The following is a 17,498-nucleotide window of genomic DNA, read 5'->3' as shown; positions in this document are numbered from 1 at the left end:
CCCCAGGAGCCCGCGGCACCGCCTGGCCGGACAGGCCCTGGGTGCCGCGGGGAACCGATGACGCCGCCTCCGGAGGTCTGAGCCCTCCGGAGGCCGCAGGGCCGCGCCCCTGGCGCGGCACCACGGAGCCCCTGACCCGCCCGCAGCAGCGTCGGCGCCATGGGCTCCCGGCCGTGGCCCGCCCCTCCCAGCGGGCCCGGCCGTAGACGACGGAAGCCCCTGGCCGCACGGGGGGGACGTGCCAGGGGCTTCCGTTCTTCACCACGGCCACCTGGGCCTCAGTGGTTCACCCTTGTCACGGGTTCACCGCCAGCACCACGAACTCCGCCAGCACCCCGAGGTGCAGCGCGCCCTGCAGCAGGGTCGCCCGGCGCGGGATGACGGTCAGCGTGCCGAGCACGACCGTGAGGGTCAGCAGCACCATGTGCGACGGTTCGAGGCCGAGGACGAGCGGGCCGGCGAGCCAGGTGGAGGCGATCGCGACCGCCGGGATGGTCAGGCCGATGCTGGCCAGCGCGGAGCCCAGGGCCAGGTTGAGGCTGGTCTGCACCCGGTTGCGCACGGCCGAGCGCAGCGCCGCGATGGTCTCCGGCAGCAGCACCATCATGGCGATCACCACGCCGACCACCGCGTGCGGCAGCCCGGCGCCCTCCACCGCGGACTCGATGGTCGGCGAGACGCCCTTGGCCAGGCCCACCACCGACACCAGCGCGACGGCGAGCAGCAGCAGGCTGACCCCGGCGGCCCGGAGGGTGGGCGGGCTCGCGTGGTCGTCGTCCTCGTCCCGGCGGATCCTGCCCTCGGGGGTGACGGGAAGGAAGTAGTCCCGGTGCCGCAGGGTCTGGGTGGTCACGAACAGCCCGTACACCACGAGCGAGGCGGTGGCCGCGTAGCCGAGCTGGGTGGTGGAGAACTGCGGCCCGGGGGTGCTGGTGGTGAAGGTCGGCAGCACCATGCTGAGCGTGGCGAGGGTGGCGATGCAGGCGAGCGCCGTGCCGGTTCCCTCGGCGTTGAACACGGCGGTGCGGTACTTGAGCGCGGCCACGATGATGGACAGGCCCATGATCCCGTTGCAGGTGATCATGACGGCGGCGAACACGGTGTCCCGGGCGAGGGTCGCGGACTTGTCCCCGCCGTCGGCCATCAGCGTCACGATCAGCGCGACCTCGATCACGGTGACCGCCACCGCGAGCACCAGCGATCCGAACGGCTCCCCGGTCCAGTGGGCGATGACCTCGGCGTGGTGCACGGCCGCCAGCACCGCGCCGATCAGGAACAGGGCGACCACGCCGACCACCCAGCCCGGCAGGTTCTCGTGCCAGGTCAGGACGAGGACGACGAACGCCGCCACCGGGACGACGAGGGTCCATTGCGCGGAGGCCGCGCGGAGCTTCGTGATCATGCGCCCGAGGATCCCAGACCGCGGGCCGGTCACCCGGGCGCCCGCGCCGGGATCCGTACGGATATGGCACAACTCATCCCGCTTTGCCCAATCACCCTCCGTAGTCGGCGAGGTAGCGGAGGACCTTGTCGACGTGCGGGCGGACCCGCTCCGGGACTCCCCCGGCGGCCGCCACCGACTTGTCGCTGGTGCGGTAGGCGGCGGCCACCAGGGCGGGCAGGTCCCGGGTGAAGCCGCGGCGCTTTATCTGCTGGTCGAGCCAGCAGACGTAGTTGCCCATCGCGGCGATCGCGTCGCCCGGGTCCAGGTAGGACTTCGGTCCGTCGTGGTTGGCGGCCTTGGCCCAGGCTTCGAAGACCGCGGGCGTCCACAAGGCGATGCCGTACTCACCGGTCTCCGGGCGGGCCGCGTTCGGGTCGAAGCCGCTCTCCGCCTTGAGCATCGCGGCCAGCAGGACCGGGGTGATCTCCGGTTCGGGGCAGCGCCGGGCGGCGTCCTCGATCATGCCCCGGTAGGCCACCGGGACGTCGGAGCCGGCCGGGATCGCCCCGGGCGGCGGCGGCACGGTGCGGTGCGCGCCCGGGGCGCGTGGTTCGGGACCGCCGGTCAGGGCGAGCAGGACGGCCGCGCAGGCCAGCAGGCCGGCGCCGGCCCGGACGGCCTCCCGGCGCCCGGCCGGGCGGGCGGTGGCACGGGCGACCAGCGCGGCGAGGTCGGTGCGGGCGCGTTCATCCCGGTCGGCGGTCAGGCAGGCCGCCACCATCGGCCGCCAGCGGGCGGGCAGCGCCGGGTCCGGCCGCAGCGGGGCGGCGCCGCGCGCGTACGCCTGGGCGGCCAGTGACCTGGCCCGGGCGGTGGCTCCGAGGAAGGGGTGCAGCCCGCCGGTGAACAGCTGGTGGGCGATCACCCCGAAGGCCCAGACGTCGGCGCTGGGGCGCAGCGCGACCCCGCGCGCCCCGGTGCGCTGGGACCACCACTCGGGCGGGACGTGGTCCGGCGAGCCGAGCGGCGGGGCGTAGGCGTGGGTGCCCTCCAGTTCGGCGGTGAGGCCGAAGTCGGCGATCTTGGCGGTGCCGTCGGGCATCAGCAGGATGTTGGCCGGTTTGAGGTCTCCGTGGACCCAGCCCGCGCGGTGCATGTGGGTCAGTCCGGCGCAGACCTCGGTGAGGATCCGCTCGGCTCCGGGCACCGGTGTTCCGGGGCGGGCGGCGGCCAGGACGTCCTGCAGGCTGCGGGCGGCGCGCTCCATCACCAGGGCGACGGCGCCGTCCAGTTCGGGGTGGTCGGGGTCCTCGACGGTGACCACGGCGAGGGTGCGGATCAGGTGGGGGTGGTCGGCGCGGCGGCTGAACCGCAGCTCGCCGGCGGCCATCTGGGCCAGGGTGCGGCGCTGACCGGGGCTGGAGCGGGCCGGGCCGAGGAGCTTGACGGCGACCGGGGTGCCGTCCGGGCCCTCGGCGGCGTAGACGCTGCCCCAGGCGCCCGCGCCGAGGAAGGCGCCGGTGCGGTAGCCCGCCAGCGGGTAGCCGTCGGGCACCTCGAAGGGCGGCGGCGCGGCGGCGGGCCGCTCCTGCGGGGGCTCGGCACCGGGGGCGGCGCCGTGCTCCCTGGGCGGCGTCACGGCCGCGCGACCGGGCGCCGGGGCGGGAGGAGGGCCAGGTGCTCCTCCCGGACGAGGTCGAACCGCAGGGCCAGGGCGACCAGTTCCTCGCGCTTGCCGCCCGCCGGGCCCTCCTCGTACGGCTCGCGCAGCCGCAGCTTGGTGCCGACCAGGTAGTCGATGTGGTAGTTCACCGCCGAGCGGGTCAGCCCCCGGCAGGAGGGCAGGGCGCGCAGCCGGGCGAGCACCTCGGTCGCGCCGGGGACGGCGGCGGTGGAGGGCGAGCGCAGCCGGGGCTCGCAGAGCGCGAGCAGCACCAGGAAGTACTTGGCGGTCGGGTCCAGGGCGAAGGGGCTGACGGTGCGCTCGCCGTCGGCGCCGCCCGGGTGGCCGTCCAGGTAGGCGTGCTGGGGGGCGAAGACCTTGAAGGCGGCGGGCTCGCCGAGGGCGGGCAGCAGGACGCGGGAGAGCTCGAACGGGACGGGCGCGCCGAGGCGCCCAGGGGCCACCTTGATGTGCTCCCCGGCGCCTTCGAGGTTCTCCACCACATAGGTCGCGGTGGCGCTGAAGTTGGACAGCCGCCAGTAGTCCTCGGCGGCGACCACCTCGCCGGCGCGCCGGGAGACGCCCTGGTCGGGCAGCGGGATGGCGACCGGTCGCCCGGGCGCGCCGCGTCCGAACACCGCGGCCTCGCCGGGGCCCATCCGCAGCAGTCCGGGCGCCGCGCCGGGCGCCGGATCCGGCCCCGGGCCGGGCAGTTGCACGATGACCGTGTCCACGCAGCCACCTCCGTGGGATCGGCTCGATGGTATCCGTCCGATTCGCGCGGGTGGCAAGGCGCCACCCGGACGAGTGAAGGAACACGGCCAACCCCGGGCGTCCGACCGTGAGTTGCCCGGAGGAGCGGCCCCGGCCGGACGGCTGGGCGCGGTGCCCGGCCGGTAAAAGGGTGATTCAAGCCCTGGTCAAAGAAGCGGTGTTGGCGTACGGGGCGCGACGCATCAGGCCCAACTCGGCCCTCTTCTGCACCACGGACACCGCCGGGCTCCGCCCGGCAGGCGACCCGGACGGGGCTTGGGTACAGTTCAAGAAGGCCCACGACCCTTTGCAGGCCGAGGGGTTGGAACAGACGGCCCAACCGGAGGGGCCCGTCCGGGCGATCCCGGCGCTGACCTCGGACGACTTCGGTCGCCGGGCCCCGGCGTCGGCACCCGCGCACGGCGGCACGACGGTCCGGTGGCGGACGGCTCCGCCGCCCCGCCGACTGATCCTCCGTCAGGCTGCGACCTGTCCGCACGCTGAACATTCGGCGAACGATTGCAGCCAGTAGTTGAACGGTCACCATGAGTGTGACGCAACGCACACATGCGAATCCCAGGATGTGTGCAAGACTCATCTCACCCAGTGAGATTCCCTTCATTTCCAAGGAGGTTCGTATCATGCGCACTCGGATTGCAGCCGTGATGATGGCGGCGGCAGGGATCGCAGCGCTTTCGGCTGCTCCCGCCATGGCCGCCACGGCGACGTCCGAGGCCGGCACCGTCGCCTGCGCCACGGTGCTCAACCGCCCCTGCATCACGCACCAGGTCGACGGTGACGGCATCGTCGGCATAGCCCAGGTCAACGCGGACCCCACCCAGTTGACGATGGTTCAGGTAGAGGTGCGCGCCCAGCAGGCCTGGGGCAGCCCGTGGGAGCCGGTCGCCAGCGCGTCCGCCGTCCGACTGGGCTCCGTCCAGGCCGCCACCCCGAAGGTCACCGGCCCCGCCCCCCACATCATCTGCGCCACCGCCGGCCCGGCGACGGACGCCAGCAAGCAGGTGACCACCTGTACCAACCCGTTCTGACCCCACGGTCAGGACCCCGGCCGTTCACCCGTGGAACGGCATCCGTAAGACAGGGCAGCCCGTACGACAGGGCGCAGGGAGCCGGGGCCTTCACGGGCCCCGGCTCCTCGCATGTTCCGCACCGGACAATCGCCGGAGAACTGACGGAGAACTGTCGGAGAACTGTCGGCGAGCCCCGGCACCGGCGGCCCCGGGTGGACCGGAGGGCCCCGTTCACGGCAAACTGGTCTAGACCTCGGAGGTCTAGACCTCAGCCTCGCCTCAGAACGGTGGACCCAGTATGGAAATCGTGATCGTCCCTGACGCCTCAGCGGCCGGCGAGCTCATCGCCGCGGCGATCACCGATCTGCTGACCGACAAGCCCGACGCCCTGCTCGGTGTCGCGACCGGCTCGACCCCGCTGCCGATCTACCAGTCCCTCGCCGAGCGGGTCCGGGACGGCCGCCTGGACGCCTCCCGGGCGCGCGTCTGCCAGCTGGACGAGTACGTCGGCCTGCCGGCCGGCCACCCGGAGTCCTACCGCTCGGTGGTGCTGCGCGAGGTCGTCGAGCCGCTCGGCCTGACCGAGGACTCCTTCCTGGGCCCGGACGGCAACGCGGCCGACATCGCCGCGGCCGCCACCGCCTACGACCGCGCGCTGGCCGAGGCCGGCGGCGTGGACCTCCAGCTGCTCGGCATCGGCACGGACGGCCACATCGGCTTCAACGAGCCCTGCTCCTCGCTCGCCTCCCGGACCCGGATCAAGACCCTGACCCGGCAGACCCGGGTGGACAACGCCCGCTTCTTCGACAGCATCGACGAGGTCCCGCACCACGTCATCACCCAGGGCATCGGCACCATCCTGGAGGCCCGCCACCTGGTCCTGCTGGCCACCGGCGAGGCCAAGGCCGAGGCCGTCGCCCTGGCCGTCGAGGGCCCGCTGGCCGCGGCCGTCCCCGCCTCGGCGCTGCAGCTCCACCCGCACGCCACCGTGGTGGTCGACGAGGCCGCCGCCTCCCGCCTCAAGCTCGCCGACTACTTCCGCGACACCTACGCGGCCAAGCCGGCCTGGCAGAAGCTCTGACCCCTGCGGTCGCAGTGACGCGCACGACGGCCGGGACGCCGATCGCCGAGATCGGCGCCCCGGCCGTCGGTGTGCGCTACCGCTTGCGCAGCCAGTCGGCGAAGGCCTCCAGGGCGGGGCCGGGGTCGCGGCGGCCGACGCCGATCCGGAAGCGGTCGGTGGGGGTGGGGGTGAGGTCGGAGCGGAACATGCTCGCGGGCATCAGCAGCACGCCGGCCTGCTCGACCAGGGCGGTGCAGAAGTCCTCCACACCGTCCGGCCCGAGGTAGCGCGGGTAGGCCACGCAGCCGCCCTCCGGGGCCCGCCATTCGAAGAGCTCGGGGAACTCGGCGAAGAAGGCGTCGAAGGCCGGCAGGTTCTCGGCGATGATGCCCCGGTTGCGCGCCAGGATCCGCTCGCGTGCGGTGATCGCGATCCGGGCCAGCACCTCGCTGGGCGCCGAGTTGCAGATGGTGGTGTAGTGCTTGGCCCGCTCCAGGCGGGTGCGCAGCTCGCGGTCCCGGCAGGCGATCCAGCCGATCCGCAGGCCGGGCAGGCCGAGGGACTTGGAGGTCACGTTGAGCGAGAGGGCCGTGGTGGAGAGGTCGGCGGCCTGCGGCAGGGTGCGGTCCGGGTCGCGTTCCAGGCCGCGGTAGACCTCGTCCGAGAACAGCCGGATGCCGCGCTCCTCGCAGAGTTCGGCGAGGCGGGCGAAGTCGGCGGCGGGGATCAGCGCGCCGGTCGGGTTGTTCGGGAAGTTGACCGAGAGCAGCTTGGTGTTCGGCCGCAGGGCCGCCTCGACGGCGTCCAGGTCGAGCGCCCAGTCCTGCCGCTCGTCCAGCGCGACGCCGGTGACCTCGCAGAGGGAGAGCGGAATGGTCTCCGCCGACTGGTAGTTGGGGGTCAGCACCACCGCGTGGTCGCCCGGTTCGAGCAGCACCTGCATGGCGAGGTTGATGCCCTCCTGGGCGCCGCCGAAGCAGATCACGTCGTCCGCCCCGACCTGCTCGTACATGCCGGCGATCGCCTCCCGCAGGCCCGGATCGCCGTAGGTCTCGGTGTAGCCGAGCGCGAGGGTGTCCCAGGCCTCGCGGTCCTCGGGCCCGGCCAGGGCGAGGAGTTCGGCCATCGTCATGGTCTGGGCGTCGGAGGCGGTGAGGTGGTGGCGGGCGGTGAACTCCCAGCGGCTGAAGTAGGTTTCGAGCCGGAAGTCGGGCAGCCTGGTCATCTGTTCTCAGTCCTTCCTCGGGCCGGCCGGGTGCTTGAGCTCGGCGAGCAGGGCGTAGGCGGTGGAGCGGGAGATCCGCAGTGCGGTGGCGACGGCGGGGACGGCGCGGCGGACGGCGAACACCCCGGCCTCGTCCAGCTCGCGCAGGACGGCGAGCCGGTCCTCGCGGGTGAAGCGTTCCAGCGGCCGGCCCTGCGCGCGGACGTGGCCGCCGATCACGTCGTTCATCCGCTCCGTCCAGTCGCGTTCGAACAGCGGCTCGGGGCGGGGGGCGGTGGGCGCGGCGAAGTTCGCCAGCAGGGCGGCGGCCTGCTCCAGCGGTCCGCGGTCCAGGTTGACGCAGAGCACCGCCGCGGCCCGGCCGGACTCGTCCCGCAGCACCGCGCTGACCGAGGAGAGCCGTCGGCCGTCCGGCAGCAGCTTCTCGTACGGCCCGTAGACGTCGGGCGCGGACGGGCCGAGCTCGTCCAGTTCGCCGAGCAGCGACGGGTCTCCGGGGGCGCGGGCGGTCATCGGGTTCCAGATTGCCAGCACCCGGTCGGTGGCGGGGTCGTGCAGCACCACCTCGGCGTAGGGCCCGAGCAGCAGCGACACCGCGCGGCAGACCGGTGACCAGGTCCGCACGCGCGGGTCAGGGGTTTCGGCAGGCATGGATGGACTGTACGTCCGGATCGGACACTTCGTCCAGCGCGGTGTGCGGGCGAGCCCCGACCGGGTGTCCGGCCGGGGCTCTCCGGTGGGGCCCGGGCCCGGTGGACGGGCCGCTCAGCTGCAGGTGATCAGCAGGCCGAGCACGGAGGTGCAGCTGCGGCTGTCCTTGCTGGTGGCGGGCGAGGGGTCGGCAGGGGCACCGGCCGTACGGGCCGCCGTGATGCTCCAGGAGGCGAGCACGTTCAGCCCGGCACCCCCGACGGAGAAGTGCCGGGTGGTGCTCGCGCCCTTGGCGAGCGGGGCGGTCAGGGCGCAGGTGACCTTGCCCCCGGCGACGGTGCAGTCGCTGGAGGTGGCGGTCAGCCCGGCGGGCAGGGTGGCGGAGACGGTGGCCGCCGCGACCGGGTCGGGGCCCTGGCCGGTGAGGGTGACGGTGTAGTCGACCCGGCTCGCCAACAGACTGGTCACCGGGGTCGCGGCGAGCGCGACGCCCAGGTGCGCGCTGGGCGCGGTGTAGCTGAAGCGGTCGGCGGCGACGGCCGCGCTGGTGCCGCCGGGGGTGGTGACCTGGACGTCGACCGGTCCGGTCACCGTGGTGGCCGGGGCGGTGGCGGTGCAGCTGGTCCTCGTGCAGCTGAAGGAGGTGGCCGGGCCGGCCGCGCCGAAGGTGACGCCGGTGGCACCGTTCAGGTCGGTGCCCGTGACGGTCACCGTGGTGCCGCCCACCCCGGAGCCGCCGTTCGGGCTGATCCCGGTGACCACGGGAACCGGCAGCGGGAAGTCCAGCACGTCGACGGCGTTGCCGGTGAAGTCGGCCAGGTAGCCGCGCCGCCCGTCGGCGCTCAGCGCCAGGGTGTACGGGGCGGCGCCGACCGGCACCGTCGCGGTGACGGTCCGGCTCGCCGCGTCGATCACGCTCAGGGTGTTGTCGCCGTAGTTGGACACGTACGCGGTGGAGCCGTCCGGGGCGAGGCTGACCGAGTACGGGCCGTTGCCGACGGCGACGGTGCCGAGCAGGGTGCCGGCTCCGGTGTCGAGCACGGCGGCCGTGGTGTCGTCGCCGTCGGCGGCCCACAGCCGGCTGCCGTCGGGGCTGAGCGCGAGGCCGAAGGCGCTGTGGCCGACCGGAACGGTGGCGCTCACCGTGCTGCTCACGGTGTCGACCACGTTCACCGCCTTGGCGCCGGAGGCCGCGACGTACAGGTGCTTGCCGTCGGGCGAGACAGCGAGCCCGTGCGGCTCGGCGCCGACCGGGATCGTGGCCGCGACGGTGCCGGACGAAGTGTCCAGCACGCTCACCGTGCCGGCCCCGGCGTTGCTGACGTAGACGCGCGTGCCGTCCGGCGACAGGGCCAGGCCCCAGGGTTGGACGCCGACCGGGACGGTCGCGGTGACGGTGTTGCTCGCGGTGTCCACCACGCTGACCGTGTTGTCGAGGTGGTGGGTCAGGTAGGCGCGGTGCCCGTCGGGCGAGACGGCGACCGCATAGGAGCCCGTCCCGGCGGTGAAGCTGCCGGTCACCGCCTTGCCGCCGGTGTCCAGGACGCTCACCGTGCCGCTGCTCTGGCTGGTCACGTAGGCCCGGGCGCCGTCCGGGGTGAGCGCGACCCCGGCCGGGTAGGGCGCCACCGGCACGTGGGCGGCCACGGTCGGCGCGGGCGCGGCGGCCACGGCGGTGGCGGGCTGGGAGAGTAGTGCGGCCGTGGCGGCCGATATCGCCGCCACGGCCGTCCAGGTGCGCCGGGGTGTACGACGTGATCTCACGGAATCTCCAGGGGAGTCGGCGGCGGGGTGTGGTGCCTGACGTGGCTTCCGGAGCCGGGGGAAGCGTAGATCGACCGCTGATGGCGGATCAGGACCTGATCGGTAATGTCGCCAACTGTTCGGATTCGACCGGGATGCGGTCACCGAAGCCGTTCCTCTCCCCGGATCCACCGGCTGTGCGAACCCGGCCCGACCACGCCCCCACGGCGACGTGACCGGGGTCTCAGGCCGATTCGGCCGGGAAATTGGAGTTCTGGAGTCGTATTCGTCTAGCGTTCGCGTGTGAGGCTGACCAAGAGCACCGACATCGCCCTCCGCATCACGATGCGGCTCGCCGTGCTCGGCGAGGGCGAGAACCCGACCACCCGCGAGGTGGCCGAGTCGGTCGGTGTGCCGTACACCCACGCGGCGAAGGTGGTCAGCAGGCTGCAGCACCTCGGAGTGGTGGAGGCCCGGCGCGGACGCGGCGGCGGGCTGATGATCACCTTCGCCGGGCGGACCGGTTCGCTCGGCCTGCTGCTGCGCGAGCTGGAGGGCGTCGGCGACGTGGTCGGCTGCGAGGACGACCCGCCGTGCCCACTGCGGGCCGCCTGTCGGCTGCGCGGGGCACTGCGCACGGCACAGGAGGCGTTCTTCGCGGCGCTCGACCCGCTCAGCATCGACGACCTGGTGGCCTCCCCCACCGGTCCGGTGCTGCTCAGCCTCACCGCCGGACCCGCCGACTGACCCTTCCCCCCGGGGGTCAGTCGGCGCCCACAGCCTTTAATACGAATCTCAGATACCAGTTCTCAGCTACGAGTCAGGAGCTTCCCTGATGCTGTCCGCGAAGTCCGCCGAGGTCGTCGAGGCCACCCTGCCCGTCGTGGGCGGCGCGATCGGTGACATCACCCCGCGCTTCTACGACCGGCTGTTCGCCGCGCACCCCGAGCTGCTGCGCGACCTGTTCAACCGGGGCAACCAGGCCAACGGCACCCAGCGCGAGGCGCTGGCCGGCTCGATAGCCGCCTTCGCCTCCGCGCTGATCGCCCACCCCGACCAGCGCCCGGACGCGATGCTCGCGCGGATCGCCCACAAGCACGTCTCGGTCGGCATCAACAACGAGCAGTACAGGGTCGTCCACGAGCACCTGCTCGCCGCGATCGTCGAGGTGCTCGGCGAGGCCGTCACCCCCGAGGTGGCCGCCGCCTGGGACGAGGTCTACTGGCTGATGGCCAACGCCCTGATGGCCATCGAGGAGCGGCTGCGCGCCGAGGCCGCGGCCGGCGGCGACCAGGCCGATCTGTGGCGTCCGTACACCGTGGTCGCCCGCCACCAGGAGACCGACACCGTCACCACCTACCTGGTCCGCCCGGCCGACGGCCGCCCCCTGCCGGCCTCCCGCCCCGGCCAGTACGTCTCGGTGCGCACCGAGCTGCCCGACGGCGCCCACCAGATCCGCCAGTACAGCCTGTCCGGCGGCGCCGACAACGCGCTGCGCTTCAGCGTCAAGCGCGACGGCGAGGTCTCCGGACACCTGCACGACACCCTGAACGCCGGTGACACCGTCGAGCTGTCTCCCCCGCTGGGCGACGTCTTCCTCGCCGAGGGCGACGGCCCGGTGCTGCTCGCCTCGGCCGGCATCGGCAACACCCCGATGACCGCGATGCTCGACCACCTGGCCGCCACCGGCTCCACCCGGCAGGTCATCTCGGTGCACGGCGACCGCGACCAGCTCAGCCACGCCTTCCGCGCCGACCTGGAGCAGCTGACCGCCAAGCTGGCCGACGCCACCGCCCACGTCTTCTACGAGCGGCCGCTCGGCGAGTGGCCGGCCGAGCGCACCGGCCTGGTCGACCTGTCGACCGTCGAGGTCCCCGCCGGCACCACCGCCTACCTCTGCGGCCCGCTGCCCTTCCTGCGCGCCGTGCGCGGCCAGCTGATCGAGGCGGGCGTCCCCGCGGCGGACATCCACTACGAGGTGTTCGGCCCGGACCTCTGGCTCGGCGCCGGCGCCTGAGCCCCACGGACGTTCCTTCGCGGCAACTCGGGTTGTGAGCCGCGCTGTTCGCCACCTGCGTCAACGACGCGCTGTTCCCCGCCACGGCGGTCGCCACCGTGCGGCTGCTGGAACGCCTGGGCGTGACGGTGGACTTCCCCGCCGGGCAGACCTGCTGCGGGCGTCACCACGTGGTCGTACCGTTCCTAGCGGACCTCCGGGCCTTCGGCGACCAGCGACATCGAGCTGGACCGGGTCGAGGGGGTGCACGGGCCGCGCACCCTGGAGGTGCTGCTGGTCACCGGGTGATGCCGGCGGTCACGGCCTGAGTTCGAGGGTGCAGCACTTCGCCCCGCCGCCGCCCTTCAGCAACTCGGAGACGTCCACCGGGATCGGCTCGTAGCCGTGCTCGGCGAGCCGCCCCGCCAGGTTCTTGGCCGCCTCCGGGAGCAGCACCCGGCGCCCGTCCGAGACCGCGTTCAGCCCGAACACCTCGGCGTCGGCCCGGTCGGCGAGGATCGCGTCCGGGTAGAGGGTGCGCAGCACCGAGCGGCTGTCGGCGTCGAAGGCCTCCGGGTAGTACATGACGTGGTCGTCGGCGAGGACGGCCAGCGCGGTGTCCAGGTGGTAGAAGCGCGGGTCGACCAGGGTCAGGCTGACCACCGGCACCCCGAACAGCTGCTCCGCCTCGGCGTGCGCGGCCCGTGAGGTGCGGAAGCCCGTCCCGGCGAGCACCCGGTGGCCGACCACCAGGTGGTCGCCCTCGCCCTCGTTGACGTGCCCGGCGCGGCGCACCGCGCGGTAGCCGCGCAGGCGGAACCAGGACTGGTAGGCCTCGGACTCGGCGGCCCGCTCCGGGTAGCGGAAGGTGGCCACCAGTGCGCGGCCGTCCAGCACGGTCGCGCCGTTGGCGGCGTAGACCATGTCGGGCAGGCCCGGCACCGGGTCGATCAGCTCGACGGTGTGGCCGAGGCTCCGGTAGGTGCGGTGCAGCCGCTCCCACTGGCGGACGGCGAGCTCGGTGTCGGTGGGCTGCGCCGGGTCCATCCACGGGTTGATCGCGTAGTCCACCGTGAAGTGGGTGGGCCGGCACATCAGGTAGCGCCGGGGCCGCGCCGTGCGCGCCTGGGTGTGCGTGGACATCGGTCGACCGTCCTCGGATCGCGGGGTTGGGGTACGCGTCGCTCCAGAGGCGGCTGCCCCGCTGATCCCGTTCGCACACCCGCACGGGCGTTCCCGGCGGGCGCAACCCCCCGCGCACCGGCGCGAGCCCCGGCGCACGGCCTTGCCGCCGGGGGCTACCCGCGCACGGCCGCCGGGGCTACCAGCGCACGGCGGTGAAGTCCACCGGCTCGGTCCGCAGCTCCCGGGCGCGGACGGCGAGGGCGCGCAGCCGGCGCTGCGCCTCCTCGACGGGCATCCGCTGCTTGTCGCCGTGGCCCGGCAGCAGCCACTCGAAGCGCAGGGCGTCCAGGCTGCGGTCCAGCGAGGCGGACTGCTCCTCGATCGAGTACCAGGTCACCGCCTCCTGCACTTCGATGTCCCGGTTGGTGCGGGACCAGTACAGGCTGTCGCCGCTGAAGCAGTAGCGCCGGTCGGCGACGTACAGCACGCTGCCCAGGGTGTGGCCGGGGAAGGGATGGGCCACCAGTCCGGGCGAGATCTCCACCGGGTCGGTGCCGCGCAGCACTTCGTCGGCGTCGGGGGCGGCGGCGAGGTCGCCCTCGTGGATCCAGAGCCGGGCGCCCAGCCGGTCGGCGTACTCCCGGCCGTGCGCCGCGTGGTCGCGGTGGGTGAGCAGGACGTCGGTGACCGGGCCGAGCGCCTGGTAGCGGGCGGCGAGCGCCTCGCTGTAGCGGGGCGTGTCGACCATCACCCAGCCGGTGGGCCGGCGGCACAGGTAGGAGTTGGCGCCCGCGGTCTGCCGGGAGTTGTGGCCGAGCAGCAGCACCTCGCCGTGCTCGTCGAGGGCTAGCGGGAAGGGGTCGGTGGCCGGGTCGAGCCGGCCGGTGCCGGGGCGGATCGAGCGGGTCGGGCAGGCGTGGGCGGCGGCGAGCAGCTGCCGCCGCTCGGCCTCGTCGCGCGGCTGGCGGATCAGCTCGGACTTGCGGGCGTGCTCGCGGATCAGGTCGGGCGCGAGCTGCCGGGCCACGTCGCAGTTGGTGCAGCGGTCGTCGACGGTCCAGTTCTCGGAGAGGTTCATGGTCCCGTTGTTCCCCCAGGAAGAACGGCGGCCGGTGCGGCGCGCCGTACTCCGAGCATGGGCCGGGCGGGCCGGAAAGCGGAAGGGGGCACGGATCTTGTGCTTTCCGGGGAGCGGCGCTCTGCGGTAGGGCTGCGGTACGGCTGCGGTACGGCATTCTGCGGCGGGGCGGTGCGACCGCGGCCTCCACGGCGTGGCGACCGGCCGGGAGACCGGCCGCGCAGGGTACGTGGCCCATCTCACGTGCCGCCAGGGTCACCTACGGTGGCGTAGGTCACTTGAATGGGTGAACTATCTCTTTCATGCCGAACCTCCAGGAGACCCTTGACCTCAGTTCGTACGCCGCCCTCGGGGACAGCTTCACCGAGGGTCTGAACGACCCCGGTGCCGACGGCGCCTTCGCCGGCTGGGCCGACCGCCTGGCCGGGATGCTCGCCGAGGGCCGGCCGCCGGGCGGCTTCCGCTACGCCAACCTGGCGGTGCGCGGACGGCTGCTGGACCAGATCGTGGCGGAGCAGGTGCCGCAGGTCCGCCGGCTGCAGCCCGACCTGGTCACCTTCTGTGCCGGCGGCAACGACATCCTGCGGCCCGGCAGCGACCCGGACGAGGTGGCCGGTCGCTTCGAGGCCGCCGTCGCCCAACTCGCCGAGAACGCCGGGACGGTGCTGATCTGCACCGGGTTCGACACCCGCGAGGTGCCGCTGCTCAAGCACCTGCGCGGCAAGATCGCCACCTACAACGGCCACATGCGCGCGGTCGCCGACCGCTACGACTGCAAGGTGGCCGACCTGTGGTCGCTGCGCGCGGTGCAGGACCGCCGCGCCTGGAGCGAGGACCGGCTGCACCTCTCCCCCGAGGGGCACCAGCGGGTCGCCCTGCTCGCCGCCCGCTCGCTGGGTCTGCGCACCGCGGACGACCCGGAGGCCCCGTGGCCGACCGCCCGCGCCCTCACCCCCGCCGACCAGCGGCGCGAGAACCTCCAGTGGGCCCGCGAGCACCTGATCCCCTGGGTCGGCCGCCGCCTGCGCGGCGAGTCCTCGGGCGACCACGTCGAGGCCAAGCGGCCCGAACTGCTCCCCCTCTGACGGCGCGTCAGTCCGCTTCGACGGGTGCTGCGGTCCCACCGGACCGCAGCACCCGGTGCAGCAGTGCGGCGCCGGCCGCGCCGACCAGGTACCAGAACAGGTCCGGCGGGTTGAAGGTCGACCCGAGCACCAGGTGCACCAGCCCGCTGTGCCGCCCCCACGCGTCCGGCAGCCCGGTCGCCTGGAACAGCTCGACCGCCCAGCTCACCCCGGCCGCCACCAGCGCGGCCCGCACCGGCCGTACCCCGGGCACGACCAGCACCACCAGGGCGTAGACCAGGACGGTGTAGAGCGCGTCGCCCGCGTACTTGGCCGGGTCACCGGTCATCGCGGCGCGCACGCCCAGGCCGGCCGCCACCGTGAGCAACGCGGCCGCGGCGGCGGGGAGTCGGGGCGCCAGGCCCGTCCGAAGATCGTTCACGCGGCCCAGACTACGTGCGGCCCCGCCCGTCACATCCCCACCCCCGCCCCAGGAACCACCGCGCGACGCCGGACGTCACTCCCCCTGATGAGCCATCCGTGCAGGTCACGGGCGGGAGTTCGAGCAGGGCGGGCGGGGAACCAGTGACGGACATCGGAACCACCACCGGGCGGCGGAAGTTCACCGTCCCCGGGTTCGCGACCGGGCCGGACGGCCGGGCGCAGCGGGCGCGCGAGCAAGGGAAGGCCCTGCGGGGCCGGGTCCCCCGGGAGCGGCACGCGGAGTTCACGCCCGCGGCCGACCGGCCCACCGCGGTGGCGGCGCTGGAGGCGTCCAATGCGGGCCGGATCGCGGGCCTGGTGCCGATCAGGATCGGCCGGATGGCCGCCACTCCGTTCGCCTTCCTGCGCGGCTCGGCCGGCCTGATGGCCGCCGACCTCGCGGGAACGCCGGTGACCGGCGTGACGGCGCAACTGTGCGGGGACGCGCACGCGGCGAACTTCGGGCTGTACGGCGATGCGCGCGGCCAACTGGTCATGGACATCAACGACTTCGACGAGACCGTGCCCGGCCCCTGGGAGTGGGACCTCAAGCGGCTCGCCGCCAGTCTGGTCCTGGCGGGCCGGGAGGCCGGGGCGAGCGAGACCACCGCCCGCGCGGCCGCCCGCCACGCGGCCGGCTCCTACCGGCGCACCGTGCGCACGCTCGCCAAGCTGCCCGCCCTGGACGCCTGGAACGCCGTGGCGGACGAGCAGTTGGTGTCCTTCGCCGAGGCGCACGACCTCACCGAGGTGCTGCGGAAGGTCGGCGCGAAGGCGCTCGGCAACACCAGCGCCCGGTTCGCCGCCCGCAGCACCGCCCGTACCGCGGACGGCGGTTGGCGGTTCACGGCCGCTCCACCGGTGCTCACCCCGGTCACCGACGCGACCGCCCGGGCGGTGGCCGAGGCGCTCGGCCCGTACGTGGCGACGGTGCCCGCCGAGGTCCGCACCCTGCTGTCCCGCTACCGGGTGCAGGACGTGGCGTTCCGGGTGGTCGGCACCGGCAGCGTCGGCACCCGCTCGTACGTGGTGCTGCTCACCGACCACCGGGACCAGCCGCTGGTGCTCCAGGTGAAGGAGGCCCGGCCGTCCGTGCTGCTGCCGTACCTCGGCGGCCACGGGCCGCGCACGGAGGAGGAGCACGAGGGCCGGCGGGTGGTGCTCGGCCAGAAGCACATGCAGGTGGTCAGCGACACCCTGCTCGGCTGGACCACCGTCGACGGACTCCCCTACCAGGTACGGCAGTTCCGCAACCGCAAGGGCAGCGTCGACCCGGCCGCGCTGCTGCCCGCCCAGTTGGACGACTACGCCCGGATCACCGGCGCCCTGCTGGCCCGCGCCCACGCCCACACCGCCGACCCGGGCCTGCTGGCCGGGTACTGCGGCAAGAGCGAGGCGCTGGACGACGCGGTCGCCGCCTTCGCCGTCGCCTACGCGGACCGCACCGAGGCCGACCACGCGGAGCTGGTCGCCGCCGTGCGCAGCGGGCGGCTGCCGGCCGAGCGGGGGGTGTGACGGGCATGGGACTCGCGATCAGTGTGGGGCTGCTCGGCACCCCGGACCTGCGGGACGAGGCCGAGGTGCTCCACCGGGCGCTGGCCGCCGAGGGCGTGGCCTGGCGGGAGCCGGCCACCGCACCGGGAGGCCCCGCCGAGGTCTTCGGGGCGGGCTTCCCGTACAGCTACCTGTCCGGGCTGCGGCGGGTGTACGTGCTGCACCGGCTGGGCGAGCCGGTCACCGGGGCGCGCGGGGTCAGCAGCGAGCAGTACGACGAAGACCTGGCGCTGGTCGACGACGAGACGGCCATGTTCGACTCCCACCTGCTCTGCCACGCCGACCACGAGGGCTACTACGTGCCGGCGGAGCTCCCGTTCGGGGATCCACTCTTTCTCCCGGAGGAGGCGGGTGTGCCCGGCGCCGGCATGGTGGGTTCCTGCGGCCCGCTGCTGGCGGAGCTGCAGGGCTTCGCCGCGGCCATCGGGATCCGGCTGGCGGCCGACGGCTCGCTGGACCCGGAGGAGTCGGCCCGGCTGGACGCACTGCCGGGCGACGACCCGTTCGAGCCGGAGGTCTTCGCCTGGCACGCGCTGTACCGGGCCTGCCGGGCCGGTCTCGCCACCGGCCACGCCGTCGTCTTCGGGTGACGGCCGGGCCGGGAGCCGTTCCGGTGACCCGGCAGCCCTTCGTCCCTGTCCCTTCTTCCCTTCGTCCTGGCGCCCCGGCGTCCCGGCGTCCCGGC

16 protein-coding genes and 2 pseudogenes are annotated in these 17,498 nt (G+C 74.0%); 9 read left to right on the top strand and 9 right to left on the bottom strand.

The window, feature by feature from the left end:
- Positions 1-295: 295 nt before the first annotated feature.
- The 3 genes from ACZ6Z8_RS18255 to ACZ6Z8_RS18245 all read right to left on the bottom strand — a co-directional run bounded on the left by ACZ6Z8_RS18255 (position 296) and on the right by ACZ6Z8_RS18245 (position 3,781).
- Positions 296-1,402, bottom strand: coding sequence for a calcium:cation antiporter (locus ACZ6Z8_RS18255; protein WP_465610897.1), 1,107 nt, complete (start codon positions 1,400-1,402; stop codon positions 296-298).
- A gap of 91 nt (positions 1,403-1,493) precedes the next feature.
- On the bottom strand, positions 1,494-3,023 hold the full coding sequence (locus ACZ6Z8_RS18250; RefSeq protein ID WP_465610895.1) for a serine/threonine-protein kinase: 1,530 nt from the start codon (positions 3,021-3,023) through the stop codon (positions 1,494-1,496).
- Complete coding sequence (locus tag ACZ6Z8_RS18245; RefSeq protein WP_465610893.1) at positions 3,020-3,781, bottom strand: serine/threonine protein kinase; 762 nt, start codon at positions 3,779-3,781, stop codon at positions 3,020-3,022. The genes ACZ6Z8_RS18250 and ACZ6Z8_RS18245 overlap by 4 nt, the downstream gene beginning before the upstream one ends.
- 660 nt (positions 3,782-4,441) lie before the next feature.
- On the opposite strand from ACZ6Z8_RS18245, the gene ACZ6Z8_RS18240 reads away from it, so the two are divergent.
- Both ACZ6Z8_RS18240 and nagB read left to right on the top strand, forming a co-directional pair.
- Positions 4,442-4,849, top strand: coding sequence for a hypothetical protein (locus ACZ6Z8_RS18240; RefSeq protein WP_465610891.1), 408 nt, complete (start codon positions 4,442-4,444; stop codon positions 4,847-4,849).
- Between the two features lie 280 nt (positions 4,850-5,129).
- Positions 5,130-5,912, top strand: coding sequence for a glucosamine-6-phosphate deaminase (gene nagB / locus ACZ6Z8_RS18235; RefSeq protein ID WP_465610889.1), 783 nt, complete (start codon positions 5,130-5,132; stop codon positions 5,910-5,912).
- A 76-nt stretch (positions 5,913-5,988) separates the two neighbouring features.
- Here the strand turns inward: nagB and ACZ6Z8_RS18230 are convergent, their stop codons facing one another.
- The 3 genes from ACZ6Z8_RS18230 to ACZ6Z8_RS18220 form a co-directional block, all read right to left on the bottom strand.
- Positions 5,989-7,119, bottom strand: a complete 1,131-nt coding sequence (locus ACZ6Z8_RS18230) for an aminotransferase class I/II-fold pyridoxal phosphate-dependent enzyme (protein WP_465610887.1) — start codon at positions 7,117-7,119, stop codon at positions 5,989-5,991.
- A 6-nt stretch (positions 7,120-7,125) separates the two neighbouring features.
- The gene (locus tag ACZ6Z8_RS18225) at positions 7,126-7,770 is read right to left on the bottom strand and encodes a helix-turn-helix transcriptional regulator (protein WP_465610885.1); all 645 of its coding nucleotides are present in this window, start codon (positions 7,768-7,770) and stop codon (positions 7,126-7,128) included.
- Between the two features lie 114 nt (positions 7,771-7,884).
- Entirely contained in the window at positions 7,885-9,534 is a 1,650-nt protein-coding gene (locus ACZ6Z8_RS18220; protein ID WP_465610883.1) for a YVTN family beta-propeller repeat protein, read from the bottom strand.
- Between the two features lie 282 nt (positions 9,535-9,816).
- Between ACZ6Z8_RS18220 and ACZ6Z8_RS18215 the strand changes: the two genes are divergently transcribed.
- From ACZ6Z8_RS18215 to ACZ6Z8_RS18200, 4 genes and pseudogenes are all read left to right on the top strand, one after another.
- Complete coding sequence (locus ACZ6Z8_RS18215) at positions 9,817-10,260, top strand: RrF2 family transcriptional regulator (protein WP_465610881.1); 444 nt, start codon at positions 9,817-9,819, stop codon at positions 10,258-10,260.
- Positions 10,261-10,348: 88 nt separating this feature from the next.
- The gene (locus ACZ6Z8_RS18210) at positions 10,349-11,530 is read left to right on the top strand and encodes a globin domain-containing protein (protein ID WP_465610879.1); all 1,182 of its coding nucleotides are present in this window, start codon (positions 10,349-10,351) and stop codon (positions 11,528-11,530) included.
- Between the two features lie 44 nt (positions 11,531-11,574).
- Positions 11,575-11,694, top strand: a pseudogene (locus ACZ6Z8_RS18205) (heterodisulfide reductase-related iron-sulfur binding cluster); the annotation flags it as partial.
- Between the two features lie 31 nt (positions 11,695-11,725).
- Positions 11,726-11,818 (top strand): annotated as a pseudogene (locus tag ACZ6Z8_RS18200) (LUD domain-containing protein); the annotation flags it as partial.
- A 9-nt stretch (positions 11,819-11,827) separates the two neighbouring features.
- Here the strand turns inward: ACZ6Z8_RS18200 and ddaH are convergent.
- Both ddaH and ACZ6Z8_RS18190 read right to left on the bottom strand, forming a co-directional pair.
- On the bottom strand, positions 11,828-12,652 hold the full coding sequence (gene ddaH / locus ACZ6Z8_RS18195; RefSeq protein ID WP_465610877.1) for a dimethylargininase: 825 nt from the start codon (positions 12,650-12,652) through the stop codon (positions 11,828-11,830).
- 178 nt (positions 12,653-12,830) lie between these two features.
- On the bottom strand, positions 12,831-13,712 hold the full coding sequence (locus ACZ6Z8_RS18190; RefSeq protein ID WP_465610875.1) for an MBL fold metallo-hydrolase: 882 nt from the start codon (positions 13,710-13,712) through the stop codon (positions 12,831-12,833).
- Between the two features lie 302 nt (positions 13,713-14,014).
- On the opposite strand from ACZ6Z8_RS18190, the gene ACZ6Z8_RS18185 reads away from it, so the two are divergent.
- A complete protein-coding gene (locus tag ACZ6Z8_RS18185; RefSeq protein ID WP_465610873.1) occupies positions 14,015-14,797 on the top strand; it encodes an SGNH/GDSL hydrolase family protein in 783 nt (260 codons plus the stop codon).
- Between the two features lie 7 nt (positions 14,798-14,804).
- On the opposite strand, the gene ACZ6Z8_RS18180 is transcribed toward ACZ6Z8_RS18185, so the two are convergent.
- On the bottom strand, positions 14,805-15,218 hold the full coding sequence (locus ACZ6Z8_RS18180) for a ribosomal maturation YjgA family protein (RefSeq protein ID WP_465610871.1): 414 nt from the start codon (positions 15,216-15,218) through the stop codon (positions 14,805-14,807).
- 143 nt (positions 15,219-15,361) lie between these two features.
- On the opposite strand from ACZ6Z8_RS18180, the gene ACZ6Z8_RS18175 reads away from it, so the two are divergent.
- Together ACZ6Z8_RS18175 and ACZ6Z8_RS18170 are read left to right on the top strand one after the other, a co-directional pair.
- Complete coding sequence (locus ACZ6Z8_RS18175; RefSeq protein ID WP_465610869.1) at positions 15,362-16,774, top strand: DUF2252 domain-containing protein; 1,413 nt, start codon at positions 15,362-15,364, stop codon at positions 16,772-16,774.
- Between the two features lie 5 nt (positions 16,775-16,779).
- Positions 16,780-17,403 (top strand): hypothetical protein, encoded by a 624-nt coding sequence (locus ACZ6Z8_RS18170; RefSeq protein WP_465610867.1) that lies wholly within the window; start codon positions 16,780-16,782, stop codon positions 17,401-17,403.
- Positions 17,404-17,498 lie beyond the last annotated feature (95 nt).

Source organism: Kitasatospora sp. NPDC101108 (genome assembly GCF_055584725.1).
This window is presented reverse-complemented; position numbering and strand designations above follow the sequence as displayed.